The sequence below is a fragment of the Myceligenerans halotolerans genome, assembly GCF_054782975.1.
This window is the reverse complement of sequence record NZ_BAAGRL010000016.1, coordinates 22297-49163: the sequence shown is the minus strand read 5'-3', so window position 1 is coordinate 49163 and position 26867 is coordinate 22297. Positions and strand designations below refer to the sequence as shown.

General features: G+C 70.1%; 24 protein-coding genes and 1 pseudogene. 14 read left to right on the top strand and 11 right to left on the bottom strand.

Annotation, left to right across the window (positions count from 1 at the left end; genetic code table 11):
- Positions 1 to 16: 16 nt before the first annotated feature.
- Positions 17 to 1573, bottom strand: a complete 1557-nt coding sequence (locus ACYVK5_RS12050) for an alpha-N-arabinofuranosidase (protein WP_460705194.1) — start codon at positions 1571 to 1573, stop codon at positions 17 to 19.
- A gap of 142 nt (positions 1574 to 1715) precedes the next feature.
- Here ACYVK5_RS12050 and ACYVK5_RS12045 point away from each other — a divergent pair, with 142 nt between their 5' ends.
- On the top strand, positions 1716 to 2810 hold the full coding sequence (locus ACYVK5_RS12045) for a LacI family DNA-binding transcriptional regulator (RefSeq protein ID WP_460705192.1): 1095 nt from the start codon (positions 1716 to 1718) through the stop codon (positions 2808 to 2810).
- Positions 2811 to 2840: 30 nt separating this feature from the next.
- On the opposite strand, the gene ACYVK5_RS12040 is transcribed toward ACYVK5_RS12045, so the two are convergent.
- The gene (locus tag ACYVK5_RS12040; protein WP_460705190.1) at positions 2841 to 3293 is read right to left on the bottom strand and encodes a hypothetical protein; all 453 of its coding nucleotides are present in this window, start codon (positions 3291 to 3293) and stop codon (positions 2841 to 2843) included.
- 60 nt (positions 3294 to 3353) lie between these two features.
- On the opposite strand from ACYVK5_RS12040, the gene ACYVK5_RS12035 reads away from it, so the two are divergent.
- The gene (locus ACYVK5_RS12035; protein WP_460705188.1) at positions 3354 to 3830 is read left to right on the top strand and encodes a MarR family winged helix-turn-helix transcriptional regulator; all 477 of its coding nucleotides are present in this window, start codon (positions 3354 to 3356) and stop codon (positions 3828 to 3830) included.
- A gap of 82 nt (positions 3831 to 3912) precedes the next feature.
- On the opposite strand, the gene ACYVK5_RS12030 is transcribed toward ACYVK5_RS12035, so the two are convergent.
- The 5 genes from ACYVK5_RS12030 to ACYVK5_RS12010 form a co-directional block, all read right to left on the bottom strand.
- Complete coding sequence (locus tag ACYVK5_RS12030; RefSeq protein WP_460705186.1) at positions 3913 to 5184, bottom strand: ATP-binding protein; 1272 nt, start codon at positions 5182 to 5184, stop codon at positions 3913 to 3915.
- A gap of 249 nt (positions 5185 to 5433) precedes the next feature.
- Positions 5434 to 6234: a DUF624 domain-containing protein gene (locus tag ACYVK5_RS12025; protein ID WP_460705184.1), complete on the bottom strand. Its 801-nt coding sequence runs from the start codon at positions 6232 to 6234 to the stop codon at positions 5434 to 5436.
- Position 6235: 1 nt separating this feature from the next.
- Complete coding sequence (locus tag ACYVK5_RS12020) at positions 6236 to 7270, bottom strand: carbohydrate ABC transporter permease (RefSeq protein WP_460705182.1); 1035 nt, start codon at positions 7268 to 7270, stop codon at positions 6236 to 6238.
- A gap of 16 nt (positions 7271 to 7286) precedes the next feature.
- Entirely contained in the window at positions 7287 to 8177 is an 891-nt protein-coding gene (locus tag ACYVK5_RS12015; RefSeq protein WP_460705180.1) for a carbohydrate ABC transporter permease, read from the bottom strand.
- The gene (locus ACYVK5_RS12010; RefSeq protein ID WP_460705179.1) at positions 8177 to 9520 is read right to left on the bottom strand and encodes an ABC transporter substrate-binding protein; all 1344 of its coding nucleotides are present in this window, start codon (positions 9518 to 9520) and stop codon (positions 8177 to 8179) included. The genes ACYVK5_RS12015 and ACYVK5_RS12010 overlap by 1 nt, the downstream gene beginning before the upstream one ends.
- A gap of 460 nt (positions 9521 to 9980) precedes the next feature.
- Here ACYVK5_RS12010 and arfA point away from each other — a divergent pair, with 460 nt between their 5' ends.
- From arfA to ACYVK5_RS11970, 8 genes and pseudogenes are all read left to right on the top strand, one after another.
- Positions 9981 to 11492, top strand: a complete 1512-nt coding sequence (gene arfA, locus ACYVK5_RS12005; protein ID WP_460705177.1) for an arabinosylfuranosidase ArfA — start codon at positions 9981 to 9983, stop codon at positions 11490 to 11492.
- An 8-nt stretch (positions 11493 to 11500) separates the two neighbouring features.
- Positions 11501 to 12577 carry an arabinan endo-1,5-alpha-L-arabinosidase gene (locus ACYVK5_RS12000; protein ID WP_460705175.1) on the top strand — a complete coding sequence of 359 codons (1077 nt, stop codon included), beginning with the start codon at positions 11501 to 11503 and terminating at the stop codon, positions 12575 to 12577.
- Between the two features lie 430 nt (positions 12578 to 13007).
- A complete protein-coding gene (gene chvE, locus ACYVK5_RS11995; RefSeq protein ID WP_460705173.1) occupies positions 13008 to 14165 on the top strand; it encodes a multiple monosaccharide ABC transporter substrate-binding protein in 1158 nt (385 codons plus the stop codon).
- Positions 14166 to 14335: 170 nt separating this feature from the next.
- The gene (gene mmsA / locus ACYVK5_RS11990) at positions 14336 to 15901 is read left to right on the top strand and encodes a multiple monosaccharide ABC transporter ATP-binding protein (RefSeq protein ID WP_460705171.1); all 1566 of its coding nucleotides are present in this window, start codon (positions 14336 to 14338) and stop codon (positions 15899 to 15901) included.
- On the top strand, positions 15898 to 17082 hold the full coding sequence (gene mmsB, locus ACYVK5_RS11985; RefSeq protein ID WP_460705169.1) for a multiple monosaccharide ABC transporter permease: 1185 nt from the start codon (positions 15898 to 15900) through the stop codon (positions 17080 to 17082). The genes mmsA and mmsB overlap by 4 nt, the downstream gene beginning before the upstream one ends.
- Positions 17083 to 17304: 222 nt before the next feature.
- The gene (locus tag ACYVK5_RS11980; protein WP_460705167.1) at positions 17305 to 17937 is read left to right on the top strand and encodes a TetR/AcrR family transcriptional regulator; all 633 of its coding nucleotides are present in this window, start codon (positions 17305 to 17307) and stop codon (positions 17935 to 17937) included.
- A gap of 90 nt (positions 17938 to 18027) precedes the next feature.
- A pseudogene (locus tag ACYVK5_RS11975) lies at positions 18028 to 18546 on the top strand (ABC transporter ATP-binding protein); the annotation flags it as partial.
- Positions 18547 to 19015: 469 nt separating this feature from the next.
- Positions 19016 to 19741 carry an ABC transporter permease gene (locus ACYVK5_RS11970; RefSeq protein WP_460705165.1) on the top strand — a complete coding sequence of 242 codons (726 nt, stop codon included), beginning with the start codon at positions 19016 to 19018 and terminating at the stop codon, positions 19739 to 19741.
- 153 nt (positions 19742 to 19894) lie between these two features.
- On the opposite strand, the gene ACYVK5_RS11965 is transcribed toward ACYVK5_RS11970, so the two are convergent.
- Positions 19895 to 19993 (bottom strand): 30S ribosomal protein bS22, encoded by a 99-nt coding sequence (locus ACYVK5_RS11965; protein ID WP_003792170.1) that lies wholly within the window; start codon positions 19991 to 19993, stop codon positions 19895 to 19897.
- Positions 19994 to 20281: 288 nt separating this feature from the next.
- Complete coding sequence (locus ACYVK5_RS11960) at positions 20282 to 21460, bottom strand: acetoin utilization protein AcuC (protein ID WP_460705163.1); 1179 nt, start codon at positions 21458 to 21460, stop codon at positions 20282 to 20284.
- A gap of 170 nt (positions 21461 to 21630) precedes the next feature.
- On the opposite strand from ACYVK5_RS11960, the gene ACYVK5_RS11955 reads away from it, so the two are divergent.
- Positions 21631 to 23034: a TrkH family potassium uptake protein gene (locus ACYVK5_RS11955; RefSeq protein WP_460705161.1), complete on the top strand. Its 1404-nt coding sequence runs from the start codon at positions 21631 to 21633 to the stop codon at positions 23032 to 23034.
- 148 nt (positions 23035 to 23182) lie between these two features.
- The gene (locus ACYVK5_RS11950; protein WP_460705159.1) at positions 23183 to 23854 is read left to right on the top strand and encodes a potassium channel family protein; all 672 of its coding nucleotides are present in this window, start codon (positions 23183 to 23185) and stop codon (positions 23852 to 23854) included.
- A 164-nt stretch (positions 23855 to 24018) separates the two neighbouring features.
- Here the strand turns inward: ACYVK5_RS11950 and ACYVK5_RS11945 are convergent, their stop codons facing one another.
- Positions 24019 to 24825, bottom strand: a complete 807-nt coding sequence (locus ACYVK5_RS11945) for an HAD family hydrolase (RefSeq protein ID WP_460705157.1) — start codon at positions 24823 to 24825, stop codon at positions 24019 to 24021.
- Between the two features lie 123 nt (positions 24826 to 24948).
- Between ACYVK5_RS11945 and ACYVK5_RS11940 the strand changes: the two genes are divergently transcribed.
- Together ACYVK5_RS11940 and ACYVK5_RS11935 are read left to right on the top strand one after the other, a co-directional pair.
- Positions 24949 to 25203 (top strand): glutaredoxin family protein, encoded by a 255-nt coding sequence (locus ACYVK5_RS11940; RefSeq protein WP_460705155.1) that lies wholly within the window; start codon positions 24949 to 24951, stop codon positions 25201 to 25203.
- Positions 25204 to 25263: 60 nt separating this feature from the next.
- Positions 25264 to 25917, top strand: coding sequence for a redox-sensing transcriptional repressor Rex (locus ACYVK5_RS11935; RefSeq protein WP_460705153.1), 654 nt, complete (start codon positions 25264 to 25266; stop codon positions 25915 to 25917).
- A gap of 204 nt (positions 25918 to 26121) precedes the next feature.
- Here ACYVK5_RS11935 and ACYVK5_RS11930 read toward each other — a convergent pair whose 3' ends face one another.
- Complete coding sequence (locus ACYVK5_RS11930; protein ID WP_460705151.1) at positions 26122 to 26862, bottom strand: aspartate/glutamate racemase family protein; 741 nt, start codon at positions 26860 to 26862, stop codon at positions 26122 to 26124.
- Positions 26863 to 26867: the final 5 nt, after the last annotated feature.

Here is a 26867-nt window from a genome sequence, read left to right as displayed (position 1 = left end):
ACAGCGATCCTTACGGTCAGGACAGGGTCAGGCGGATCGTGGCAAAGGACGCCGCCGGGAGGGTGGCGTCCAGCGTGTTCTGGGCGTCCGTCGTGGTGACGGAGACCGTGGCGAGATCCCTCGGGACCACCGCGTCCGGCGCGTCGAACGTGTTGTGCACCCGGACGGCGTCGTCGGCCCCCGCACCCTCCGGGGCCGCGAGCACCGTCGCATCCTCCAGCGCGACCGAACCGCCGCGCAGCGCGAGGCGCACGCGGGCCGGCGCGCTCGGGTCGAGGTTGGTCAGCGAGACCAGCACCGAGCCGTCCTTGACCGAGGCCGACGTCGACACCGTCGGCAGGGCGTTCCCGTCGACGTCGCGTGTGCCCCGCGTCGCGACGTCGTGCACCGCCAGCGCCGAGGCGTCCTGGTGCCCCGCCGACATCGCGAACGCGTGGAACGTGGGCGTGCGCAGCATCCGCGACCCGTCCGTGAGGACCATCGCCTGGAGCACGTTGACCACCTGCGCCACGTTCGCGAGGCGCAGGCGCCGGGCGTTGTCGTGGAAGGCGTCGAAGTGCACGGCCGCGACCAGCGCGTCACGCATGGTGTTCTGCTGGTACAGGAAGCCGGGCTCCGTGCCGGGCTCGACGTCGAACCAGGTGCCCCACTCGTCGAGGGCGAGCGCCACCTTGGCGTGGGGGTCGTAGGCGTCCATCACGGCGGAGTGCCCGCGGATCAGGTCGCGCACGCGGTGGGCCTTGCGCATCGTGGTCCAGTAGTCGTCCTGGGAGAAGTCGGTCGCGGAGCCCTTGGCCCCCCACTGGCCGGGGACCGTGTAGTAGTGGAAGGACACCGCCTGGAACAGCGGCGCCGGGTCCTCGTCGCCGAGGCCCTTGCTGACCTGCTTCATCAGCGTCTCGGTCCAGGCGTAGTCGTCGTCGCTCGCCCCGGCGGCCACGCGCTGGAGCTTGTTCCCGGACGTGTCACGCGCGTACGTCGCGTGGAGCCGCGCGAGCGAGGCGTACTGGTCGGCGCGCAGGTTGCCGCCGCAGCCCCAGGCCTCGTTGCCGAGACCGAAGAACGTGACTCGCCACGGCTCGTCGCGCCCGTGCTCGCGGCGCAGGCGGGCCATGGGGGCGTCGTCGCCGCGGGTGAGGTACTCGACCCAGTCGGCGGTCTCCTGCACGGTGCCCGAGCCGACGTTCGCCGAGACGTACGGTTCCGTGTCGAGCAACTCGCACAGGGCGAGGAACTCGTGCGTGCCGAAGGCGTTGTCCTCGACGACGTCGCCCCAGTGCACGTTCGCGATGCGCGGCCGGTCCTCGCGCGGTCCGACGCCGTCGCGCCAGTGGTACGAGTCCGCGAAGCAGCCTCCCGGCCAGCGCAGGTTCGGGATCCTCAGTTCCCGCAACGCCTCGACGACATCGCGGCGGATGCCGCCCTCGTGCGGGATGGGCGAGTCCTCACCGACCCAGAACCCTTCGTAGATGCAACGGCCGAGGTGTTCGGCGAACTGGCCGTAGAGATGGCGGTTGATCGTCGGGCCGGGGACGTCGAGGTCGACGACGGCGTCCAGTGCGAGGTCAGACATGCGGGCTCCTTCGCGCTTCGCTTTGCAACGTTGTACGTTAGCCGATGAGCGTGCTGCTCGTCGGGCTCGCCCAGGGGCCGGACGACGTGGCCTACGCTGTGGGGCACACGGGCGCGAGAGTCGGCGCGGGGAGGAGCAATCTGTGGCTGTGACCATGCAGGACGTTGCGGCTCGAGCCGGCGTCTCGATCAAGACGGTGTCGAACGTCGTCAACGGCTACCCGCACATCCGTCCCGCCACGCGCGAGCGTGTCGAGGAGGCCATCGACCACCTCGGCTACCGCATCAACGAGACCGCGCGCAGCCTGCGCACGCGGCGCACCGACATGATCACGCTCGCGGTTCCCGAGCTGTCGCTGCCGTACTTCGCCGAGCTCGCCGACTCCGTGATCCGGGCCGCCGACGTGCGGGGGCTCACCGTCCTGATCGAGCAGACCAGCCACGGTCGGGAGCGTGAGCTGGACGTCCTCACCGGCAAGCGCAGGAACATGACCGACGGCCTGATCTTCTCGCCGCTCGAGCTCGGCCCCGAGGATCTCGCGCTGTTCGACGTCGACTTCCCCCTCGTCGTGCTCGGCGAGCGGGTCTTCGGGGCTCCCGCCGACCACGTGACGATGAACAACGTGGCCGCCGCCAAGGCCGCCACCCTGCACCTGGCGTCGCTCGGGCGGAAGCGGATCGCCGTCGTCGGCGGGCACGAGGGCGAGCAGGTGGGATCCGCCGCGCTGCGCACGACGGGCTACCGGCAGGGGCTGGAGGAGGCGGGCCTTCCCTACGACCCGGCGCTGGTCGCCGAGGCGGGGCTCTGGCACCGCTCCACCGGCGCCGAGGCCATGGGCAGGCTGCTCGACGACGGCGTCCGGGTGGACGGCGTCTTCGCGCTCAACGACGCGCTGGCGCTCGGCGCACTGCACGCGCTGCACACCCGGCGGATGGACGTACCCGGCGACGTCGCCGTGGTCGGGTTCGACGACATCGACGACGCGCGCTACTCCGTCCCCACGCTCTCCTCCGTGGACCCGGGCCGCGAACAGATCGCGCAGACCGCCGTGGAACTTCTGGTCGCGCGGATCACCGGGGCCGAGACGGGACCGTTCCGCCGCGTGGTCCCCGACTCCCGCATCATCGGCCGCGAGTCCACGGGCGACGTCCCGGCGGGCGGCGAGGAGAAGCCGGTGGCGGTCCAGCGGGGCGGCGTCGAACCCGTCGAGTTGGAGGTGGCGGCCGCGCCGGCCTGACCGCCGGGTGGCGTCCACCCCACCTGCTGCTCAGTGCGGTGTCGCCGGCTCGCGAGTCGATGGTGCCCAGCGCTCGGTCGCCCAGGTCCGGGCCAGGCTGATCGCGGTCCCGGTGAGAGCGAGGGCGATGGCGGCCGGGGTGAGGAGCGAGATGTCGGCGCGCGTCTCGACGACAGCGAGCAGCGGCCCCGTCACGGCTGCAAGGATCGCGGCGACGAGGCCGCCGACGGCCTGAACTGCGCGCGTGGTCATGGGCGTGACGACGGCGAGCAGGAGCGTGGCAAGGGCGAACACGTTCATCGCCGGGACGATCGTGGCCTGTTGCGAGGAGTACTGGCTGTCTCCGACCGCGGGCCACGCAGCCCCGGGTGCGAGGGTGGCCAAGGCGGCCGCGGCGATCGAGTACAGGGCGATCGCGCCCGCGCCCAGGAGGACTCGTCTCCAAAGTCCCTCGCCGACGCGTGGCGAAGTGGTTGTCATCATGCAACTAAAGTACTGGCGTGCCGACAGTTGTCAAGTAGCAACTGTTGTAAGGTGGCAGGCATGACAGGTGCCGACCGCGAACCCGACCAGGTGATCGAGCGAGCCCTGGCCGGCATCCGGCGCGGTCAGCAGGCCCGTCGGCTCCAGCGCCGTACCGCCGAGGGCGACCCGGCCGTGGCGTCCGCGGCGAGCGCGGCCCGCTTCCGCTACCTCGATGCCCTCGACGGTGCGGGGGAGGGGCTGGCCATCTCCCAGATCGCCGACGCGATCGACGTGGACCGGCCTCGCGCCAGCCGCCTGACCGGCGAACTGCTGGCCGAGGGGTTGATCGAGCGGGAGACCGCCCCGGATGACTCCCGCTATGCCTGCATCCGCCTGACCGCCACGGGTCGGGATCTGGTGGACCGCGTGCACGCCGCCCGCCGGCAGAGTGTCACGGAGGCTCTCGCCGGCTTCACCGACGCGGAGGCGCGGGCCCTCGCCACCCTCCTGGAGCGTTTCGTCGAGGCCTGGCCGCGAGGGCATCCGTCCGGTTGAGCCAGGTGACCGGCCTGCCGCTGCGGCGTTGCCGGCGGGTGGAGGCCGTGGGCCGCCCGGCTGCTCGACGATGCCGGCGCGTTCATGGGCCGAGGAGTGCGAGTGGAACGACGGCGATTCCGTCGTCCTCCCGGCGATAGGCAAGTTGGCCTGTCGTGACGACGACGGCATCCACGAGATCGCTGCCCAGCTTCTCCTTGAGCCATCTGAGGTGGCGCACATCCTTCTCGCGAGGTACTGGCGCCAGCTTCACCTCGATGGCGAGCACCCTGCCGTCGTCTCGTTCGACGATCAGATCTACCTCGTTCGCCCCGTTCTTCGTTCGTAGGTGTAGCACGCGGCACCCATGTGTCTCGGCGTGAACCCGCACCGTCAGGGCTACGAGGTGCTCGAACAGCGCGCCGAGAAGTATCCCGTCCCGGGACCGCATGGTGCCGGGTTGTGCTTCATCGATGAGAGCGGCGGAACTGACGCCGAGTAGGCGTGCCGCGAGCCCGGGGTCGGCGAGGTAGTGCTTGGGGGATGCGGCAAGGGGCGTCATCCGGCTCCGCGACCCGACCCAGGCAGGGATCTGATCGAGGATCCAGAGCCGACTCAGCGTGTCGCGGTAGGCCAGCGACGCGGAACGGGACGGTTTGTCGGCGAGTCCCGGGGCTGCCGCATCCAGTATCGACTCGTACGAGGCGGTCGATCCCGTTGCGGCGGCGAACGCGGTGAGCCACGCCCGTAGCGCTTCGGGGCGCCGGACCTCGTGGCCGAGTTCCTCGAAGTCGTGGTCGACAATGCGTGCCAGGTAGCCGTCGAGCGCTCTGGTGAGGTTCCGGCCGTCGATGCCCCGGATCCCGGGGAACCCGGAACGGACGATCTCATCGGCGTAGTCGGCGAGGGTGATGGATGATTCACCGCCCATCTCGGCCGGTTCGTCGCCGATGAGCTGTGCGAACGACACCGTAGGTCTGGCGAGTTCGCGTTCGTCGAACCCCATCGGGCGCATCCGCACGCGCACGATCCTGCCGGCGCCTGAGTGGGTGCGTTCGCGCGGACTGGCTGACCCGGTGAGGATGAACGAGCCCGGCGCAGCGCCGGAGTCAACGGCGCGCCGAACGAGATCCCACGATCGGGGGAAGATCTGCCACTCGTCGATCAAGGTCGGCGAAGGCATTCGAGAGAGACGCCCTGGGTCGAGAGCGAGAAGATCGGCTTGGTCAGGATCGTCAAGTGCGATCACAGACTTTGCGTACTGGCTTGCGGTTGCAGTCTTGCCAACGCCCTTTGGTCCCTCGACGGCGACCGCCGGTAGCCCCTGGAGGATCTCCGAGAGTTCGTTGTCGACTGCTCGCCGAATGTAGGCCATGACGCTACCCTACAGATTCACTCTCTACTAAGCTACAGATTCATACCCTGCTACGCTACAGATTCACGCTTCGCTACGCTACGGATTCACGACGCGCATCGGGCAGCGGACTCATCGCAAGGCGGCCCTCGGTGCATGTCCGGCCAGCTCAGCGGCGGTCCGTGGCTTTCGGCCACCTACCGTGAACGGCCTACCGATCGCTTCGCTGTGGGAGGTGTGACCGGCCAGGCTGTCCTGAGGTTCGAGGTGTCAGGATGCGGGAGTCTTCTCCAGTTTGCCGTCGACCAGCTTGCCCGTGGCCCAGAGGGGGAACGACATGCCCGCGACGAGTGCCACCAGCGGGACGCCCAGGATCGCGGCCGCCGTCGCGGCCAGGGTGATCAGGGTCGCCAGTGTGACGCCCGGCGCCATCAGCGGGGTCAGGAGCAGGTAGCGCCAGACGGCGGGAGCCGCGTCGTCGTACCTGAGCACGATGCGCGGCCACCACGCGAGGACGGCGGCGGTCCAGGCGGACGCGAGCGTGAGGCCGGCCAGCATGACCGCGTGGACCGGGCCGGAAGCCTGTCCGACGGCGGCCGCGTCGGCCCACAGCAGCGCGCCCACCGGCCAGAAGGGCGCGAACAGGAGGTTCGACCGGCGCCAGCCGGTGCGCCACTCGCGCCAGAACCCGCGCCACGGCTCCATCGCCAGGTCGGGGGTGTGCAGCACGGCCGACCCGGCCTTGAGTGCCGGCCCGAGCCCGAGCAGGATGCCGCCCGCCAGAGCCCCGGCCAGCACCAGCAGATTGACCTCGACCAGCCGCGTGAGAACCCGCAGCACGGCCATGACACTCCCGGCCCACCCGGGCACGTCGTCGGCCCGCCAGTCCGAGCCGTCGATCGGTGCGTGCGCGACCACGCCATTTTGCGCGACCACGCCATCTTGCCCGGTGGTTGCGTTCCCACCGGGCAAAATGGCGTGGTCGCCGCCCGCCGGGCCGGTCGCCTCGGGCCCGGCGGATTCGGCCGGGCCCTCCGGGACCCGGCCGCGACCGCCGTCGTGCGCGGGCATGTCAGCCCTTCGTGCCCGTCAGGGCGACCGATTCGATGATCTGCCGCTGGAAGACCAGGAACACGGCCAGGATCGGCAGCAGCGCCACGAACGACGCCGCCATGATGAGCGGGTAGTCGCGCTGCGTCGCGTACTGGACGTTCATGTTCGCGATCACCACCTGCAGCGTCTGCCGCTCGGGGGTGTTGAGGTACAGGATCGGGGCGAGGTAGTCGTTCCAGACCATCATGAACCAGAGGATGAACTGGGCCGACACCGCCGGGCGGATGATCGGGAAGATCAGCCTCCAGAAGATCTGCCAGTAGCTGGCGCCGTCGATCTTCGCGGCCTCGATGATCGAGTTCGGCACGTTCTCGAGGTACTGCTTCAGGAAGAAGATCACGATGACGTTGCCGAAGATCGCGGGCACGATCAGCGGCAGCAGCGTGTCGACCCAGCCGATCCGCGAGAACATCACGAACTGCGGGATCATCAGCGTCGGGAACGGGATCATGATGCCGGTCAGCAGGCCGACGAAGATCGCGTTCCGGCCGGGCAGGCGCATCTTGGCCAGCGCGAACGCCGCCAGCGAGCACGTGATCGTGCCGAGCACCGTGACCGACGTGGCCACGATGAGGCTGTTCTGGAAACCCGTGAGGACGTAGGAGTTCTCCCACATCCGCACGTAGGTGTCCCACTGCGGGACCTCGGGGATCCAGACGGGCGGCAGCGCGAAGACCTCGGGCTTGCTCTTCAGCGATGTGGAGAACATCCACACCAGCGGCGCGACCATCGCGACCCCGCCGATCGCGAGGACGACGAAGGTGATCCAGTCCGCGATGCGGCCCTGGGCCTTGCGGCCGAGCCGGCGCGCCACCGGGGCCGGTCCCGACGACGGGCCGCCGAGCGGTGCCGGTGGTGGGGTACCGCCCGGTGTGCCGGCCGCGGGAGGTGTCGCGCCGCTGCTGCCCGACGTCGTGCCGGTGCCACTCGAAGCCACGCCGGAAGCGCCGGTGGTGCCCGACGACGCCGTGGAGGTGGCCGATTTCTCAGTCATGGTTTCTCCAGGGTTCTCAGTCGAGCACGAAGCTGTTCCGCTGGTTCAGGCGGAACTGCACGAGCGTGATGATCAGGATGAGGATGCCCAGCATGATCGCCATCGCGGTGCCGTATCCCATGTCCTGGTAGCGGAACGCCTGGCGCCAGATGTGGAACACGGACGACGCCGTGCTGTACTCCGGGCCGCCGGTGGGCGTCATGATGCTGATCTCGGTGAAGATCTGCGACCCGGCGATCACCTGGGTGACCACCAGGAAGAACGTCACCGGGCGGACCATCGGGAGGGTGATGGTCCGGAACTTCTGCCAGCCGTTCGCGCCGTCGAGCTCGGCCGCCTCGTAGAGGGACCGTGGCACGGACTGGATCGCGGCCAGGTACAGGATCATCGAGTACCCGAGGCCCTTCCAGATCAGCATGATGACGATCGCGGGCTTGGCCCAGGCCGTGCTGGCGAGCCAGTTGGGGCCGTCGATGCCGAACCAGGCGAGGAACTGGTTCACCAGGCCGAAGTCGCCGTTGTAGGCCCACTGCCAGAGGATCGCGATCGCCGCGAGCGAGGAGATCACCGGCACGTAGTAGACGGTGCGCAGCATGGAGCGCAGGGGGATGGCCCGGTTCATGCCGATGGCGAGCGTGAGGGACAGCGCCAGGCCGATCGGGATGCCGAGCATGTAGAAGACGGTGTTGCCGATCGACTGCCAGAAGTACTGGTCCCCGAACAGGCGGACGTAGTTGTCCAGCCCGACGAAGCGCATCGCGCCCAGACCGTTCCATTGCGTCATCGACGTGTAGAGGGCGAAGCCGACGGGGTAGGCGGTGAAGAGCACGTAGCCGAGCACCGGCGCGGCGATGAACGCCAGCGCCCACCGGTGCTCGGCCTTGTGCAGCCGCGACGTACGAGTCATCACTCGTTCGCCGCTGCGGCCTGCTCGGCCTGCGCGTTGGAGTCGTCGAGCAGCTGCTGCATCCGCGGCTGCACCTCGGCGAGGTAGTCCGCCGCGGTCTGCTGGCCGTCGAGGACGGGCTGGATGTTGGTCCACATCTCGTCGTACCACGCGGCGCCGTAGGTGAACGCGGCGGGCATCGGGCGACCGTAGTCCTCGACGATGTCCAGGAACTCCTGGCGGTTGGCCGGGGACGTGTCCTCCTCGGTGGCCCACTCCGCGGCCATGTCCTTGAGGTTCGGGACCTGGATGCCGGCCTCGACGAGCGTCTCCTGCGCGGTCTCGTCCGCGGACAGGTAGGTGACCAGCTCGGTGGCCTCCCCGGGCATGGCCGTCGTGGCGGAGACGCCGATGCCGAGCGAGCCGATCCACGTGGCGGGCTCACCGGTGGAGCCGACGGGGAACGGGATCAGGTCGTACTCGAAGTCGAGCTCGTTGTACGTGCTGACGTCCCAGGGACCGACCGGGAAGAAGGCGATCTCGCCCTCCATCCAGCGCTGGTACGTGTCGAGCGTGGCCTGCTGCTCGGTCGACGGCGTGACCTCGTTCTCGGTGGTCAGGTCGGCGATGAACTGGAGCGACTCCGCCATCTCCGGGGTGTCGACCGTGACCTGGGTCCTGTCCGCGTTCGTCCAGTCGGCGCCGTTGGACCACGCGAAACCCTGCATGTTCCACTGCACGTTGAGGCCGGTGCCCCACTGGTCGAGCTCGCCGTCGCCGTCCTTGTCCGTGGTGACGTCCTTGAGGACGTCGAGCCACTCGTCCCACGTGTAGGGCTCGTCGGGGCTCGGCAGGTCGATGCCCTCCTCCTCGAGCATGGTCTTGTTGTAGCCCATGGCGAACGGGCCGACGTCCTTCGGCAGGCCGTAGAGCGCCCCGTCGGGCGTGCCCTGGAGCTTGCCGTCGTACCGGTAGGAGTCGACGCCGTACTCCCAGATGTTCTCCAGGTCGACGTCGGACTCGGCGACGAGGTCCGTGATGTCGAGGAGGATCCCGGACGTCACGTACGACTGCAGGCTCGCCTGCTCGATGTAGAAGACGTCGGGCACGTTGTTGCCGGAGATCGCCGCCTGGAGCTTGGTGGCGTACTGGTCGGCGTCGGTCACGATGACCTCGACCTCGACACCGGTGTCCGCGCTGAACCGGTCGATCGCCTCCTGGTAGGCGGCCTTCTCGTCCTCGCCTCCGCGGAACATGAAGGTGAGCTTGCCGTCGTCGTCGGTGCTGGATCCGGCGCTGCACGCGGCGGTGCCGGCCAGGATCAGCGTGGCGACCATGCCGCTGGCCAGTCGTGACTTCCTCATCACGGTTTCCTCTCAGGTCTGCCTGGTGCGACGCCGAGGCGTGATGGTGGGGCGTGCCCCGGCGTCCGCCTCGACGCACTTTACATCGATGAAGAGATATCGACGGTGAAACGGTGGCACGAAGGGTGCCGGATGGTCAAGTGGCGGTGATCACGGGGTGACAACGATGAAGCGCCGCGGGGTGGATGGGCCTGCCGGGCGCGGTCGGTCCGCCGTCGCGTGATCGGTCGGATGTCGGATGATCGGCCCCCCGGGCGACCGATCATCCGACATCCGACCGACCGCGCGACAACAGGCCGACCGCGCGACAGCAGGCCGGTCGCACCGCGCGCCAGGCGGCCCGACTCGGACGCCGCTTGACCGATCGCCGGTCGAGTGTGCACCATTTCCGTGTCTACAACGATGTACAAGTCCGCGCGGCTGTTGTTGGACGCGCGAGCCACTTCCGTGAGGAGCAGCAATGCACGCCGCCACTGTCACCGTGGACCCGGCATTCGTCGTCGGTCCCGTACGCCGCCGCACGTTCGGCACCTTCGTCGAGCACCTCGGCCGGTGCGTGTACACCGGCATCTACGAGCCGGAGCACGAGACCGCCGACGCCGACGGCTTCCGCGGCGACGTCCTGGAACTGACCCGCGAACTCGGCGTCTCCACCGTGCGCTACCCGGGCGGCAACTTCGTCTCCGGCTACCGCTGGGAGGACGCCGTCGGGCCGGTCGACGAGCGCCCGCGGCGTCTCGACCTCGCCTGGCACTCCACCGAGCCGAACACCTTCGGCGTGGACGAGTTCATGAAGTGGGCCCAGCGGTCCGGCGTCGAGCCGATGATGGCCGTCAACCTCGGCACCCGAGGCATTCAGGAGGCCCTCGACCTGCTGGAGTACTGCAACGTGCCGGGCGGCTCGTTCTGGGCGGACCAGCGCCGCGCCCACGGCGTCGAGGACCCGTACCGGATCAAGATGTGGTGCCTGGGCAACGAGATGGACGGGCCGTGGCAGATCGGCCACAAGACCGCGGAGGAGTACGCGCGCCTCGCCGCCGAGACCGCCCGCGCCATGCGCATGATCGACCCGGGCATCGAGCTCGTCGCCTGCGGCTCGTCCAGCTCGCAGATGCCCACGTTCGGCGAGTGGGAGCGCGCCGTGCTCACCGAGACCTACGAGCACGTCGACTACGTCTCCGCCCACGCCTACTACTACGAGGAGGACGGCGACCTCGCCTCATTCCTCGCCAGCAGCGTCGACATGGACAACTTCGTGGCGGACGTCGCCGCCACCGCCGACCAGGTCCGGGCGGCCCGCAAGCTCGACAAGCGGATCCACATCTCGTTCGACGAGTGGAACGTCTGGTACCAGCAGCGCGCCGAGTCCCAGCCGCCGCAGGGCGACGACTGGCCCGTGGCCCCCGTGCTGCTGGAGGACAAGTACAACGTGGCCGACGCCGTCGTCGTCGGCAGCCTGCTCATCTCGCTGCTGCGCAACACCGACCGCGTGCACGCCGCGTCCCTCGCGCAGCTCGTGAACGTCATCGCGCCGATCATGACCGCGCCCGGCGGCCCGTCCTGGAAGCAGACGACCTTCCACCCGTTCGCCCTCACCTCCGCCCAGGCCAAGGGTGAGGTGCTGCGGCTCGCGGTCGAGTCGCCCGTCCAGGAGACCGCGAAGTTCGGCGAGGTGCCGGTGCTCGACGCCGTCGCCACGCACGACCCCGAGACCGGCGACCTCGTCATCTTCGCCGTGAACCGCTCGGTCACCGAGGCGATCGGGCTCGACGTCGACCTGCGCGGCTTCCCCGGGCTCCGCGTCGCCGAGGCGGTCACCCTGGCCAACCCCGACCACACCTGGCACGCCACCGCCGAGGACTCGACCTCGGTCGCGCCGCAGCCCAACACCTCCGCCAAGGTCGCCGACGACCGCGCCCGGGCCGAACTGCCGCCCGTGTCCTGGTCGATGCTCCGCCTGGTCCGGGCGTGAGGCGCGGCATGGTGATCGGGCTGGTCGCAGCACTCCTCACGGCCGGTGCCGGCGGCGCGTACATGATGACGCGCGGCAGCTCGCCGTCGTCGGACACCTCGACGGGCACGCCCCTGGCCTCCGCCGGCGACCTGCTCGTGCACGACCCGGCCGTCGTGGCCGGGGACGACGGCGAACCGTGGTTCGTCTACGGCACGGGCGACGTCCGCGAGGGGTTCGGCGCCCCACGGATCCTCAAGTCCGACGACGGCGGTGTCACCTGGGCCCGCGCCGGGACCGCCTGGGACCAGGCCGGCGACCCGGAGTGGGTCCGCGACCCGGAGACCGGCGTCGCCGGTGTCGAGAACTACTGGGCGCCCGAGCTCTACCGGCACGACGGAACCTGGTACCTCTACTACTCGGCGTCGACGTTCGGCTCGAACGACTCCGCGATCGGCCTGGCCACCGGGAAGACGCTGGATCCCGCGGATCCGGACTACGGGTGGGAGGACCAGGGGGTGGTGGTCCGGTCCACGCCGGGCGAGACCCACTACAACGCCATCGACCCCGGCGTCGTCGAGGACGCCGACGGCAATCCGTGGCTGTTCTTCGGCTCCTTCTGGGGCGGCATCCAGATGGTGCCGCTGGAGTGGCCGTCCGGGAGGCCGGCCGACGGCATCGCTCCGGTCGGCGTGGCATCGCGGGTCGGCGTGCCCGACAACGCCATCGAGGCGCCCTTCGTCGTGGAGCGCGACGGCTGGTACTACCTGTTCGTCTCCTGGGACAAGTGCTGCAGCGGCGTCGACTCGACCTACCGGATCGTGGTGGGGCGCTCGCGGGAGGTGACCGGGCCGTATCTGGACGCCGAGGGCACGGACATGATGCTCGGCGGCGGCACCGAGGTGGCGAGCACGTCGGGGCGGATGATCGGGCCGGGCGGGCAGACGGTGTCGGTGGTGGGCGAGCCGGGTTCGCCGTCATCGGCGTACTACCTGGCGTTCCACTTCTACGACGGCGACGAGGGTGGCGCGCCGACGCTGGCGGTGCGGGGGCTGAGCTGGGACGGCGAGGGCTGGCCGAGCGTGCACCTGGGCGGGGCGGGGTAGGGCGGTGGTTTCGTGCAGCGGCCTGCTCCAGGGCTCGGATGTGGCGAAGCGGTCCGGCGGCCGGGTCCGGGGCCCGGTGGGCCTTGGGGCGGCAGCCAGGTCTCGGGGCCGGGCCTCCGGCCGGCCGGGCGGCTACCGGGCCGGGCTACCGCCGACGGGCATGGCCTTCTCCGCCTTCCGTTACTGACTTCGGTTCATCAGGGTTTCGTATCGATTCAAGGGAGGCCGAAACGTCTGCGAGACCCTGCTGAACCGTCCTCAGTTCCCGGATGAGGGACGTTCTTGTCTGGTGGCGGGGTGATTGATAGTTTTGCGCCCGCCAGTCGTGACGGGATCGTGACAGGACAGGTTTGGAGCGGCTTGGTGTGAGCGTTAACATCTCGGGGTAGTGCCGGGCAAGGGATCCGGTAACTCTCGAAGAGGAGACCTCATGGCAAACAAGCTCTGGTACAGCCGGGCGATCGCCGCGGTCGCGACCGGTGCGCTGACCGTCACGCTTGCCGCGTGCGGTGGCGAAGGTGCCGGCAGCGGCGGCGGCGCAGGTGACGACGCGGCCGAAGAAGGTGGCCTCGTCGGCGTGGCGATGCCGACCGAGACCTCCGAGCGGTGGATCGCGGACGGCGACGCTGTGGAAGAAGGGCTCGAGGCGGCCGGGTACGACGTCGACCTGCAGTTCGCGGGCGACGACATCCCGACGCAGCAGCAGCAGATCGACGGGATGATCAGCGATGGAGCCAAGGCGCTCATCATCGCCGCCATCGACGGGACCACCCTGACCGGCCAGCTCGAGGCTGCCGCGGCCGAGGGCATCCCGGTCATCTCGTACGACCGCCTGATCCGCGACTCCGAAGACGTCGACTTCTACGTGTCGTTCGACAACTTCCAGGTGGGCGTCGCGCAGGCGAACGCGCTGCTCAACGGGCTCGGCCTGGTGGACGAGGCGGGCGAGCCGGCCGAGGACGCGCCGGAGGGCCCGTTCAACGTCGAGCTGTTCGCCGGCTCGCTGGACGACAACAACGCGCACTTCTTCTGGGACGGCGCGATGTCCGTGCTCGAGCCGCTGATCGACGACGGCACGCTCGTGGTTCCCTCGGAGCAGACCGACATCGACCAGGCCGCGACGCAGCGCTGGCTGCAGGAGAACGCGCAGAGCCGCATGGAGGACCTCCTCACCGCGCACTACGACGGTGACATGCAGGTCGACGGCGTGCTCTCGCCGTACGACGGGCTCTCGCGCGGCATCATCGAGGCGCTGCGCAGCGCCGGCTACGAGGACGACGCCATGCCGGTCATCACCGGCCAGGACGCCGAGATCGCGTCGGTCAAGCTGATCGCCGACGGCGTGCAGGGCTCGACCATCTTCAAGGACACGCGCCTGCTCGCCGACCAGGCCGTCGCCGCCGCCGAGGACCTGCTCGCCGGCGAGGAGCCCGAGGCCAACAACACGGAGGACTACGACAACGGCCTGAAGGTCGTCCCGTCGTACCTCCTGCCCGTGACGACGATCTACGCGGACAACATCGAGTCCGAGCTGGTCGACTCCGAGTACTGGAGCGCCGACGAGGTCGAGTCCGGCGTCGCCGAGTGACGCGTCACTCCTGACCACAGGGGTGTCGTACTCCGCGCCGAGGTGGCGTCTCGCAGTCGCGAGACGCCACCTCGGCGGCGGAGACGTGCCGGGGCAGTAGGGTTCCTCGTCGGAACGTGCTGCCCCGGCGCACCAGGGTCGCCGAGGCTGTAAGAGAACAAGGACAGTGCATGTCTGAACCCACTGCGTCACCCGCTGAAGGTGACGGCCCCATCCTCGAGATGCGCGGCATCACGAAGACGTTCCCGGGCGTCAAGGCGCTCTCGGACGTCAACCTGTCGGTCGACCGCGGCGAGATCCACGCGATCTGCGGCGAGAACGGCGCCGGCAAGTCCACCCTCATGAAGGTGCTGTCGGGCGTGCACCCGCACGGCACGTACGAGGGGGAGATCGTGCTGGACGGCGCCGCGGCGTCGTTCCGGTCGATCAACGACTCCGAGGCGCGCGGCGTGGTGATCATCCACCAGGAACTTGCCCTCGTCCCCTACCTGTCGGTCGCGGAGAACATCTTCCTCGGCAATGAGCAGCGTCGTGCCGGAGAGTTCATCGACTGGCACAAGACGAACGCCTCGGCCGCTGAGCTGCTGGCCCGGGTGGGACTCACCGAGTCCCCGACGGTGCCCGTCTCGACCCTCGGTGTGGGCAAGCAGCAGCTCGTCGAGATCGCCAAGGCACTCTCCAAGGAGGTGCGCCTGCTCATCCTCGACGAGCCGACTGCGGCGCTCAACGACCAGGACTCCGAGCACCTGCTCGACATCCTGCGCCGCCTCCGCGAGGAGGGCGTGACCTGCATCATCATCTCCCACAAGCTGGGTGAGATCGCCGCGATCGCCGACCGCACCACGATCATCCGGGACGGCCGGACCATCGAGACCATCGACATGACCGATCCGGAGAGCACGCAGGACCGCATCATCCGCGGGATGGTCGGGCGCTCGCTGGACAACCGGTTCCCCGAGCGCACCTCGGTGATCGGCGAGGAGGTGCTGCGCGTCGAGGACTGGACGGTGCGCCACCCGACCCAGCCGGGGCGCGTCATGGTGGACAAGGCGACCCTGAACGTGCGTGCGGGCGAGGTGGTCGGCATCGCCGGCCTCATGGGCGCCGGCCGGACCGAGCTCGCCATGTCCGTGTTCGGCCACTCGTACGGCCGGGACATCTCCGGGCGGGTGCTGGTGCACGGTCGCGAGGTCTCGGTGAAGAACGTGCCGAGTGCCATCGACGCGGGCATCGCCTACGTGTCGGAGGACCGCAAGCAGCTCGGGCTCAACCTCATCGAGGACGTGCGGCGCAACACCTCGGCGGCGGGGCTGCCGAAGCTGTCCCGCGCGGGCTGGGTGAACGAGCACGAGGAACTGCGCGTCGCCGAGGAGTACCGCGAGTCCATGGGGACCCGCACGCCGAACGTGCTGGTCCCGGTCGGCAAGCTCTCCGGGGGCAACCAGCAGAAGGTCGCCCTGTCCAAGTGGATCTACACCGACCCCGAGGTGCTCATCCTCGACGAGCCGACGCGCGGGATCGACGTCGGCGCGAAGTACGAGATCTACACCCTCATCAACAAGATGGTCGCGGACGGCAAGGCCGTCCTGGTGATCTCCTCGGAGCTCCCCGAGCTCCTGGGCACCTGCGACCGCATCTACACCCTCGCCGCCGGACGCATCACCGGCGAGGTCGACGTCGCGTCGGCCACCCAGGAAGGACTGATGTCGCTCATGACACAGGAGGCTGACGCATGACCACCATTGCGAACCTGAAGGATCTGATCACCCAGAACGTGCGATCCAGCGGCATCGCCTTCGCGTTCATTGTGATCGTGGGGATGTTCGCCTTCATGACCGACGGGCGGCTCCTCAGCCCGAACAACCTCAGCAACCTGGTACTGCAGTACTCGTACATCCTGATCCTCGCGATCGGCATGCTGATCGTGATCGTCGGCGGTCACATCGACCTCTCCGTAGGGTCGGTCGTCGCGCTGACGGGTGCCATCGCGGCCGTCGTCGTCGTCCGGGAGGGCTTCCCCTGGTGGGCCGGCGTGCTGGCGGCCGTCGCAGCCGGGTTGCTCATCGGTGCCTGGCAGGGCTTCTGGGTGGCGTACGTGGGGATCCCCGCGTTCATCGTGACCCTGGCGGGCATGCTGTTGTTCCGCGGGCTGACGCTGCTCGTGCTCGGCAACATGTCCCTGTCACCCTTCCCGGGGGAGTACGGCGAGATCGGCCGTGGCTTCCTCAACGGCCTGCTGGGCGGCTACGGGTACGACACCTTCACGCTCGTGATCTTCGCGATCGCCGTCGCGGGGTACGCGGTGGCCGCCTATCGCAACCGGCGGGCGAAGCTGTCGTACAACCAGGACGTCGAGGCGATCTGGCTGTTCGCGGCGAAGATCGTCCTGGTCGCCGCCGTCGTGATGTGGTTCGCCTGGCAGCTCGCGACGAGCCGCGGCCTGCCGATCGTGCTGATCGTCCTCGCCGCGCTCATCATCACCTACACGATGGTGACGAAGCACAGCATCTTCGGGCGCCACGTGTACGCCATCGGCGGCAACCTCGCCGCCGCGCAGCTGTCCGGTGTGCGGGTGAAGCGGGTCAACTTCCTGATCTTCCTGAACATGGGCTTCCTCGCCTCGATCGCCGGCATCGTGTTCTCCTCACGCTCCAACGCGGCGCAGCCCGGCGCGGGTGAGATGTTCGAGCTCGACGCGATCGCTGCCTGCTTCATCGGCGGCGCCGCGGTGACCGGCGGTATCGGCACCATTCCTGGTGCCATGATCGGCGGCCTGATCATGGCGGTCATGTCGAACGGCATGTCCCTGATGGGCGTCGACCAGTCGGTCCAGCAGGTGGTCAAGGGCCTGGTGCTCCTGCTCGCCGTCGGCTTCGACATCTGGAACAAGAAGCGAGCCGGGGCGCGTACGTCCTGACTCACTGCGGAAACGGCGGCAGACCTGCGACGACGTCTCTCGACGTCGCGCGGCGTCAGCCGCCGTTTCTCGTGCTCCCGTGTCACTCGCGCGTCACTCCCCAGGTCGGCTCTGCGGGGCTGCGACCGGCCACGTGTTCGGCCTCGGTTCGGGTGTCACCCGGCGAGCCACCCCGGCCGCCGAGGTGGGCGTTCGTGCCGGCTCTTCGGTGAGAATGGGCGGATGGGCGAGTCTTCTTCAGAGCGAGTGGTGCGGCGTGGCCGGCGGCCCGCCGGGCAGGATGCCCGTGCCGCGATCCTCGCGGCGGCCCGGGCCGAGTTCACCGAGCGCGGCTACGTGGCGGCGTCGGTGCGTTCTGTCGCCCGGCGGGCCGGCGTCGACCCCGGGACCGTGCGCCACTGGTACGGCGACAAGGCGCGGCTCCTCCCCGCCGCGCTCGGCCTGGGCGAGGTCGCACCGACCGAGATCGTCCTGAAGGCCGTCGACGGCCCGCTGGAGACGCTCGGGGAGCGTCTGCTCCGCGCGGTCCTGACCGTCTGGGACGACGTCGGCCCCGAGCCGCTGCGCATCGCCATGCCGGCGGTCATGTCGGACCCGGAACTGCGCGCGCTCATGCCGCAGTTCCTCCTCGCCGAGATCCTCGGACCCATCGCCCGGAAGCTGCCGCCCGACGGGGCCGCACTCCGGACGAACCTGCTCGGCACGCAGATGGTGGGCCTGATGATGGCGCGCTACGTCGTCGGGCTCGAGCCGATCGCGTCGCTCCCGGCCGACGCCGTCGTGGCGGCCGTCGCTCCCACCCTCCAGCGCTACCTGACCGGAGAACTGCCTGCGGCAGCCAGTTCCGGCACCTGAGCAGCGCGGGAGGATCGGTGGCCCGGGCGCGGTGTCGATGCTTCGTCGAGCCCTTGCGCGTCGGCGTAGTGCCGGAGCATAATTCATCGCATGAGGAAAAACCCGCCGGAAGTGCGGCCCGCGGCCATCCGCGTCGCGGGGCTGAGCGTCGTGCGCGGTGGGCGCACGATCATCTCCGGCCTGGACGTCGAGGTGCCCGCCGGGTCCGTCGTCGGGCTGCTCGGGCCGTCCGGGTCGGGCAAGACGACGCTGATGCGCGCGATCGTCGGCGTGCAGGACAAGGTCTCCGGGACGGTCGACGTGCTCGACGAGCGGGCGGGTTCACCGTCGCTGCGCCGCCGCGTCGGCTACGTCACGCAGGACGCGAGTGTGTACACGGACCTCACGGTCGCGCAGAACCTCGACTACTTCTGCGCCCTGGCCGGTATCCCCGCGCAGGATCGCAAGGCCGCGGTCGTGCGCGCGGTGAACGTCGTCGACCTGGGCGGGCACGAGAAGCAGCGCGTAGGGACACTGTCGGGCGGTGAGCTCTCGCGGGTCTCGCTGGCCGCGGCGCTCGTCGCGGATCCGGAGCTGCTCGTGCTGGACGAGCCGACCGTGGGGCTCGACCCCGTGCTCCGGCGCGACCTGTGGGCCACGTTCCGTGAGCTTGCGGCGGGCGGGAAGTCCTTGCTCGTGTCCTCGCACGTGATGGACGAGGCCACGCAGTGCGACCGGCTCCTGCTCATGCGCGAGGGCGAGCTGGTCGCCGACATCACGCCGGCCGCCCTGCTGGAGCAGACGGGCGCGCCGGACGCCGAGCGGGCGTTCCTCGCCCTGATCGACGCGGCGGACGCCGCCGGGTCGGATGCGTCGGAAGGCGTGACGCGCGGCGGGATGTCCGCCGTCGGCCCGGACACGGCGAGGGGCGGCGGTGCTACGGCCGTCGTGCCGGATGCGGAGAAGGCCGACGACGCGACGACCGCCGTCGTACCCGAGGAGGACGCACGATGAGCCTGACGGCAGGTGCAGCGGACGGTACGGGGCGAGGAACGAGCCACGTGCCCGCAGCGGAACACGAGGAAGGCGTGGGGACAGCATGAACCTGACCTTCGCGACCACCGGTCGCGTGCTCGCCCAGCTCCGCGCGGACAAGCGGACGATCGCGCTCATCGTGGTGCTGCCGTGCCTGCTCATCGGGCTGATCGCGTGGATGTTCGAGGACAACGAGATGGTGCTGGACCGGTTCGGCCCGGTTCTCGTGGGGATCTTCCCGCTCATCGTGATGTTCCTGGTCACGAGCGTGGCGACGCTGCGGGAGCGGCAGTCGGGGACGCTGGAACGCCTGATGACCACCCCGATCCGCAAGGGCGACTTCGTGGCGGGCTACGCGCTCGCGTTCGCGGTCCTGGCGCTGCTCCAGGCGGTGGTCGTGGTGGGCTGGTCCGTCTGGCTCGGGATGGACGTCGAGGGGCCGCTGTGGCTGGTGTTCGTGGTGGCGCTGCTCGTGGCGATCCTGGGCTGCACGCTGGGGCTCGCGGCGTCGGCGCTGGCGCGGACCGAGTTCCAGGCGGTGCAGATGATGCCCGCGATCGTGTTCCCGCAGCTCATCACCTGCGGGCTGCTCATGCCGCGCGACCAGATGCCCGAGCTCCTGGAATGGATCTCTCGGGCGATGCCTCTCACCTACGCGGTGGACGCCATGCAGAACCTGGCGGTCGGCGAGGAGTGGGAGGCGGTGCAGGGCTCCGTCGGCGTGATCGCCTTGTTCATCGTCGGCGCGGTGGCGCTGGGGATGCTGACTCTCCGCCGCCGCACCCCCTGACGCCGCGGCACCGCGCCACGGCGGATGCGGTCGGTCCGTCCGTGAGTGATCGGCACATGGAACTGCCGATCACTCACGGAAGGACCGACCGAGCACCGGCGGTCCGTCCCGGAACGACGAAGGGCCCGGCCGTGGCGGCCGGGCCCTCATACGTCACTTCTTGTTGCGGCGCTGGTGGCGCGTCTTGCGAAGCAGCTTGCGGTGCTTCTTCTTGGCCATACGCTTGCGGCGCTTCTTGATGACGGAGCCCATGAGGTCCTCACTTCGTCTGTGATGATCGGGCGGCCCGACGCCGGGCCGCGGCTGACGTGATCCACGGTTGGTCCCGCGGACATACGCCGACCAACACGAGAAAGAGTCTGTCGCCCAGGATAACGGCTGATCCGACCGCAGGAGTAATCGGCGGACGTGAGATCACGGACACCGCCGAGGCAACCGGTCCCGGGCCGCCGGAAGGTGTGCGAAGACCGAGGACGCGAGGCACGAGCGCCCGCAGGGCTGAGCCCGGCGGCCCCGGAGAACAGAGTCCGGAGAACAGAGTCAGTCGTGGAACGGGTCCAGGCCCACGAGGGGGAAGACCGCCTTGCGGGTGGCCTGGACGGCGCGGTCGATCGGGTCGGCCGGGTCCCAGCCGTCCTTCCAGGGGCGCCACACGACGGGCTCGGCCGACCCGAGCCTCCTGGCCGGCTCGATCTCCGAGATGGCGAGGGCCACCGCGCGCCAGTCGGCCGGAAGGGGCATCCCGGCCGCGAGCGGTGCGTGGGCGGCCTCGGCCACGAGGGACGCCCAGGCGAGGGGGACGACGTCGACCACCGCGTACCCGCCGCCACCCAGCGCGAGCCACCGCCCGCCGGCCAGTTCGTGAGCCAGGGCGTGCACCCACTGCTGTGCCGTGCGTTGCGCGTCGACGTCGACGTCGAGATGGGAGAGCGGGTCGTTGCCGTGCGCGTCGCAGCCGTGCTGGGACACGACGACATCGGGCCGGTGCTCCCGGACCACGGCCGGCACGACGGCGTCGACGGCGCGCAACCATTCCGCACCATGTGTCCCGGGCGGCAGCGGGATGTTCACTGCCGTGCCCTCGCCGCGCCCGCCGCCGACGTCGCCGGGGTAGCCGGTGCCGGGGAACAGCGTCCGGCCGTCCTGGTGCACGGACACGGTCAGTACGCGGGGGTCCTCCCAGAAGATGGCCTCGACGCCGTCGCCGTGGTGGGCGTCGAGGTCGATGTACGCGACCCGGTCCGCGCCGAGGTCGAGGAGCCGCTGGATCGCGGCGGCGGCGTCGTTGTAGATGCAGAAGCCCGCAGCGGCTCCCCGCTGCGCATGGTGCATGCCGCCCGCCACGTTGACGCCGTGGCTGATCTCACCACGCCAGACGGCCTCGGCGAGGGACACCGATCCGCCGACCTGGCGCGCGGCGGCGTCATGCATGCCGAGGAACAGGGGGTCGTCCTCGGTGCCGAGGCCGCGGAGCGGGTCGGGTTCGAGGGTCGTCGACGCGCGCTTGACCGCCGCGAGGTAGTCGTCGTCGTGCACGGTGCGCAGAATGCTGTCGGAGGCGGGAGCGGCGTCCACGAGCTCGAGAGCCGGGAGTTCCAGGAGACCGAGGGCACGAATGAGCCGCATCGTCAGGTCGAGCCGGACGGGGGCCATGGGATGGCCGGGCCCGAAGTCGTACTCCAGGAGTTCCGGGCTCCAGGCGAGGCGGGCGCGGTGCACGCGTCCACGGTAGCCGAGATCGTTGCTTCGGCATCCACTCGTTCGTCGCGTTGCGTCCGGCGATCCGGTCCGTGCGCCGCCGGGCGGAATGCGCCCGACACCGCCGTCGCGGGGATAGGGTCCCATCAGCGCCGGAGGCGCGTGACGATTCGAGGAGGACGGGCACGGCGATGAGGTTGCTGCGTGCGCGACTGTACGCGCTCCGGGAGATGGTGGACGAGGTCGCCCGGCACAGCCCTGCCCGGCTGGCGATCGTGGTGTTCGGTGCCGTCATCGCGGTGTTCACCGTGCTGCTGCTCGCGCCCTGGGCGACGGCGTCCGGAACCTCGGCAGAGTTCGTGGATGCGCTGTTCACGGCCGTTTCGGCGGTGTGCATCACCGGGCTCGTGGTGCAGGACACCGCCACGTACTGGTCGCTGTACGGGCAGATCGTGATCCTCGCGGGCATCAAGGTGGGCGGCCTGGGGATCATGACGATCGCGTCGATCATCGGGATGGTGGTCTCCCGGCGGATCGGGCTGACCCAGCGGCTGCTGACGGCGTCGGAGACGAAGACCAGCAAGCTCGGCGAGGTGGGGTCGCTGGTCCGCACCATCATCGTGGCGGCCACGACGCTGGAGCTGGCGATCGCGTCGCTGCTCGTCCCCCGCTTCCTCGTCATCGACGAACACTTCGGCACCGCGGTGTGGCACTCGCTCTTCTACGGCATCTCGGCGTTCAACAACGCGGGCTTCATCCCGACCGCGGAGGGCCTGATGCCGCACGTCGGCGACTGGGGGTTGGTCCTGCCCGTGGCCCTCGGAGTGTTCATCGGCTCGCTGGGGTTCCCGGTGATCCTCAACCTGTACCGGGCGCTGCGCGAGGGGCGCAGCCGCGGGCTCGGCAGGCGCTGGGGCCTGCGGCTGACGCTGCACTCGAAGCTCACGCTGATGACGAGCGTGGCGCTGCTGGTGGTCGGCTCGGTGGTGATCGGGCTGCTGGAGTGGCGCAACCCGGACACGCTCGGCCCGCTGGACTGGCCGGGCAAGATCCTTGCGGCGCTGTTCGCCGGGGTGATGCCGCGGTCCGGCGGCTTCAACACGGTCGACATCGGCGCAATGGAGGAGTCGACGTGGCTGGTCACGGACGCGCTGATGTTCGTGGGCGGCGGGTCGGCGTCGACGGCCGGCGGTATCAAGGTGACCACGCTGGCGGTGATCCTCCTGGCCATCGTCGCCGAGGCGCGTGGCGACCGCGACATCGACGCCTACGGGCGCCGGATCCCGTCCGACATCCTGCGCCTCGCGCTCGGCGTGACGTTCTTCGGCGCCACGGTGGTGATGCTCAGTAGCGTCACACTCCTGCACATCACCGACTTCCCGCTGAGCCGTGTCCTGTTCGAGTCCCTGTCCGCGTACGCGACGGTGGGCCTGTCCACCGGGATCACCGCCGAGCTTCCCGACGCGGCCAAGTATCTTCTGAGTGCCCTGATGTTCGTCGGGCGCACCGGAGGTATCACGTTCGCGGCCGCGCTGGCGCTCCGGGATCGGCGTCGCATCATACGCTTCCCCGAGGAACGGCCGATCATCGGGTGAGGCGGAGTCACGGCGCAGGACGGGAACCGGGGAACCGGTGAACGACGTCGCCGCCGGAGCGGAACCGGGGCCGGGCTGACCGGGTGACCGGGTGGTCGCACGAGCCGCTGTTCGCGTGATCAGCGGGAGAAAAAGGAGAGGGAACACCGTGGCGGAGAAGAAGGGGCCGGCCCGCGAGGCCGGCGTGCTCGTCATCGGGCTGGGCAGGTTCGGCTCGTCGCTCGCGACGACGATGGACCGGCTGGGCGAGGACGTGCTCGCGGTGGAGAAGGACCAGGCGCTGGTGGCGCAGTGGTCCGGCCGCATCCCGCTCGTGGAGGCCGACGCCTCGAACCCCGAGGCGCTCGAGCAGCTCGGCGCGAAGGACTTCGGGGCGGCGGTCGTGGGCGTCGGGTCGTCACTGGAGGCGTCCGTGCTGATCACCGCGAACCTCGTCGATCTGGGCACGCCGCAGATCTGGGCGAAGGCGATCTCCGCGGAGCACGGCCGCATCCTCACGCGGATCGGCGCCCATCACGTCGTCTTCCCCGAGGCCGACGCCGGCGCACGGGTAGCGCACCTGGTCAGCGGCAAGCTGCTCGACTACATCGAGATCGAGGACGGCTTCACGATCGTCAAGATGCGGCCGCCGAAGGAGATGCAGGGCTTCACGCTGGCCCAGTCGAACATCCGGCGGAAGTACGGGATCACGGTGATGGGCGTGAAGTCTCCGGGCCAGGACTTCTTCTACGCGACCCCGGAGACGCGCGTCTCGGCGAACGACCTCCTGGTCTGCTCGGGCCACGCGGAACTCCTGGAACGCTTCGCGGCCAGACCCTGACGCACCCGGCGTGCCTGCTGGATCCATGCGAGGTGTTGCTAGCCATGGGCGTCAGCGTGACCGCTCGACGCAACCGGTCCCGGGCCGCCGGACAGGTTGCGAAGACCGAGGACGCGACGTAGGAGCGCCCGCAGGGCTGAGCCCGGCGGCTCCGGAAAGCACAGTCAGTCGCGGAAGGTGCGGCCGCGGATGCGGCGGCGGAGCGCGCGGATCACCAGCCCGAACACCCATGCCGCTCCCGCCCATGACGCCGTGCGGACGCCCCGGCCGGCCAGGCGCTGCGGGCGGCCGCGGAACTCGCGGATGGGCCAGCCCACGTCCTGTGCGTGGTGGCGCAGGCGGATGTCGGGGTTGATCGGGCAGGGATGCCCCACGGCGTTCATCATCGGCAGGTCGTTGAGCGAGTCGCCGTAGGCGTAGCTCGCCGTCAGGTCGATGTCCCGGGCCTCGGCGAGCTCGCGGACGGCGGCCGCCTTGGCCGCGCCGTGCATGAGGTCGCCGACCAGCCGGCCGGTGTAGAACCCGTCCTCGTGCGCGGTGACGGTACCGAGCGCCCCGGTTGCGCCGAGGCGGCGCGCGATGAGCTCGGCGATCTCGACGGGCGTCGCCGTGATGAGCCACACCTGGTGTCCCGCGGCGAGGTGCTCCTCCAGGAGCCGGCGGGTTCCCGGGAAGATCCGCAGGGAGAGAACGGTGTCGTAGACCTCCTCGCCGAGGGTGGTGACCTCGGCGACGGTGCGGCCGGCGATCAGTTCGAGGGCCCGGTTGCGCACCTCGTCGATCTGCTCCCGGTTCTCGCCGAACAGCAGGTAGCGCGCCTGGATGAAGCCGAAGCGCAGCAGGTCACGGGTCCGGAAGAATCCCCGCTGGTAGGCGGCTCGCGCCAGGTGGAACGCGCTCGCACCGCGAATGATCGTGTTGTCGACGTCGAAGAATGCCGCGGTGGCGGATGCGGGCTGCGTCGACGACATGCGCCTCACTCTATCGGCGCGCGGGCGTGCGGAGTCGCACGTGAGGACGGCCCTGGGACCCTGCCATCCGCCCGGCGCGCGGGCTCGGCACCACGCCGGCGGCCGTCGTCGTAGGCTCTGGTCGTGACCACCTCCGATGCCCGCGTCGTCCTGTACTCCCGGCCGTCCTGCCATCTGTGCGACGCGGCCCGTGCCGTCGTCGAGGCCGTCACGGCGGACACCGGCGCCGGGTGGCGTGAGGTGGACATCTCCGACGGGCCCGAGGCGGAGGCTCTCACCGCGAAGTACGGGGAGTACGTGCCGGTCGTGGAGGTGGACGGTGTGCAGCAGGGATTCTGGCGTATCGATCCCGCACGACTGGCCCGTCTCCTGGCATGATCTGACGAGCGAAGGAGCGAGCCCGGCTGACGTCGTCGTCCCGGGAAAGGAGCGAGCCGCGTGGCCGAACTCAGCGAGAACGCTGTCCCGGCGGCGACCGTCGGTCGCCTGCCCTACTACTTGCGTGCCCTGCGAGACCTGGCGGACGAGGGCGTCCTGCTGACGTCCTCGTCGGAGCTGGCCGAGCGGGCCGGCGTGGGATCGGCGCAACTGCGCAAGGACCTGTCGTTCCTGGGCTCGTTCGGCACCCGAGGCGTGGGGTACGACGTCCAGTCGCTGGCCGACTACATCAAGGGAGCCCTGGGGCTCGAGTCCGAGCACCGGCTGGCGATCGTCGGGATCGGGAACCTCGGCCACGCGCTCGCGAACTACTCCGGCTACGCGCAGCGGGGATTCCAGGTCGCGGCGCTGCTGGACGCCTCCCCGGACGTGGTGGGGACCGAGGTCGCGGGAATCAGGGTGGACGACGTCGCCGGCCTGGCCGCGGTGATCGCCGAACGGCGCGTCTCCATGGTGGTGCTCGCGACCCCCGGAGGGGTGGCGCAGGGCGTCGCCGAGAAGGTTGTCGCGGCGGGCGTGCGGGAGATCCTGAACTTCGCGCCGACGGCGCTGCAGGTCCCGGACGACGTCGTGGTCCGCTCGGTCGACGTCGGCGGCGAGCTCCAGATCCTGGCTTTCCACGCGGCGGCCAGGGCGGCCGGCGCGGCGGACTGAGCGGGCCGGCTCCCGGGCCCGCCCTGGGTGGGCGGGTGCCTCGGAGGGCAGGCGGCGATGCGGTTGGCGACCGCGCCATCGGACGGCCCCGGCTGGCGACCACGCCATTTTGTGTGATGGGAGCGTAACCACCACGCAAGATGGCGTGGTCGGCGGTGGCCGGTGGCCCGCAAATCGGTGGCCGGCTGCCGACCGTGTCGTCGATCAGATGAGACGGACCGGCCCGCCGGCCGGTGTCGCCGCGCTCGCGGGCGGGCGGGGCGGAGAGGCGTACTCGTCGCGCTTGCTGGTTCCCACGCCCATGCGGACCATTCCGGCGACGAGCCCGACGGCGGCCGCGACGCCGTCGATCACGGGGACGCCGACGCGTTCGGTGAGGTCCGCGCAGAGGTCCGTCATGCCCGCGCAGCCGAGGACGACGGTGTCGGCTCCGTCGACGCGGACCGCTCGCTCGCCGAGCTCCGTGATGACCTCGCGGGCGGCCGACCCGGGCTCCTCCAGGTCCAGGACGGGGACGTTCGCGGCGTAGGACGCGACGCACGCGTCCTCGAAGCCGTGGCGCCTGACGAGGTCGTGAGCCCGGCCCAGCGTCCGGGACAGCGTGGTGACGACGGCGAACGTGCGTCCCGAGAGGGTGGCGACGTGCATCGCGGCCTCGGCGATGCCGATGACGGGTCCTGCGGTGAGCTCGCGTGCGGCGTCGACCCCCGGGTCGCCGAAGCAGGCGACGACGAATCCGTCGGCCCGCGCGTCCGCGACGTCGCGCGCCACGGTCAGGGCGGCCCAGGCCTCGTCGGTGTGGCTCTCGACCGCGGCCGGCCCGGCGCCCGGGGCCGGGCACGCCGCGACGACGTCGACCCCGGGACCTGCCACCTCCCGGGCGGTGCGGCCGATCTTGTCGGTCATCGCCCGGGAGGTGTTGGGGTTGATCACCCGGATCAGCATGGGCG

Bases quoted from the DNA above. Each gene is read 5' to 3' on its own strand.
- ACYVK5_RS12050 (WP_460705194.1), bottom strand. From the start codon at position 1,573: ATGTCTGACCTCGCACTGGACGCCGTCGTCGACCTCGACGTCCCCGGC.
- ACYVK5_RS12040 (WP_460705190.1), bottom strand. From the start codon at position 3,293: ATGATGACAACCACTTCGCCACGCGTCGGCGAGGGACTTTGGAGACGA.
- ACYVK5_RS12035 (WP_460705188.1), top strand. From the start codon at position 3,354: ATGACAGGTGCCGACCGCGAACCCGACCAGGTGATCGAGCGAGCCCTG.
- ACYVK5_RS12030 (WP_460705186.1), bottom strand. From the start codon at position 5,184: ATGGCCTACATTCGGCGAGCAGTCGACAACGAACTCTCGGAGATCCTC.
- ACYVK5_RS12025 (WP_460705184.1), bottom strand. From the start codon at position 6,234: ATGCCCGCGCACGACGGCGGTCGCGGCCGGGTCCCGGAGGGCCCGGCC.
- ACYVK5_RS12020 (WP_460705182.1), bottom strand. From the start codon at position 7,270: ATGACTGAGAAATCGGCCACCTCCACGGCGTCGTCGGGCACCACCGGC.
- ACYVK5_RS12015 (WP_460705180.1), bottom strand. From the start codon at position 8,177: ATGACTCGTACGTCGCGGCTGCACAAGGCCGAGCACCGGTGGGCGCTG.
- ACYVK5_RS12010 (WP_460705179.1), bottom strand. From the start codon at position 9,520: ATGAGGAAGTCACGACTGGCCAGCGGCATGGTCGCCACGCTGATCCTG.
- arfA (WP_460705177.1), top strand. From the start codon at position 9,981: ATGCACGCCGCCACTGTCACCGTGGACCCGGCATTCGTCGTCGGTCCC.
- ACYVK5_RS12000 (WP_460705175.1), top strand. From the start codon at position 11,501: ATGGTGATCGGGCTGGTCGCAGCACTCCTCACGGCCGGTGCCGGCGGC.
- chvE (WP_460705173.1), top strand. From the start codon at position 13,008: ATGGCAAACAAGCTCTGGTACAGCCGGGCGATCGCCGCGGTCGCGACC.
- mmsA (WP_460705171.1), top strand. From the start codon at position 14,336: ATGTCTGAACCCACTGCGTCACCCGCTGAAGGTGACGGCCCCATCCTC.
- mmsB (WP_460705169.1), top strand. From the start codon at position 15,898: ATGACCACCATTGCGAACCTGAAGGATCTGATCACCCAGAACGTGCGA.
- ACYVK5_RS11980 (WP_460705167.1), top strand. From the start codon at position 17,305: ATGGGCGAGTCTTCTTCAGAGCGAGTGGTGCGGCGTGGCCGGCGGCCC.
- ACYVK5_RS11970 (WP_460705165.1), top strand. From the start codon at position 19,016: ATGAACCTGACCTTCGCGACCACCGGTCGCGTGCTCGCCCAGCTCCGC.
- ACYVK5_RS11965 (WP_003792170.1), bottom strand. From the start codon at position 19,993: ATGGGCTCCGTCATCAAGAAGCGCCGCAAGCGTATGGCCAAGAAGAAG.
- ACYVK5_RS11955 (WP_460705161.1), top strand. From the start codon at position 21,631: ATGAGGTTGCTGCGTGCGCGACTGTACGCGCTCCGGGAGATGGTGGAC.
- ACYVK5_RS11945 (WP_460705157.1), bottom strand. From the start codon at position 24,825: ATGTCGTCGACGCAGCCCGCATCCGCCACCGCGGCATTCTTCGACGTC.
- ACYVK5_RS11930 (WP_460705151.1), bottom strand. From the start codon at position 26,862: ATGCTGATCCGGGTGATCAACCCCAACACCTCCCGGGCGATGACCGAC.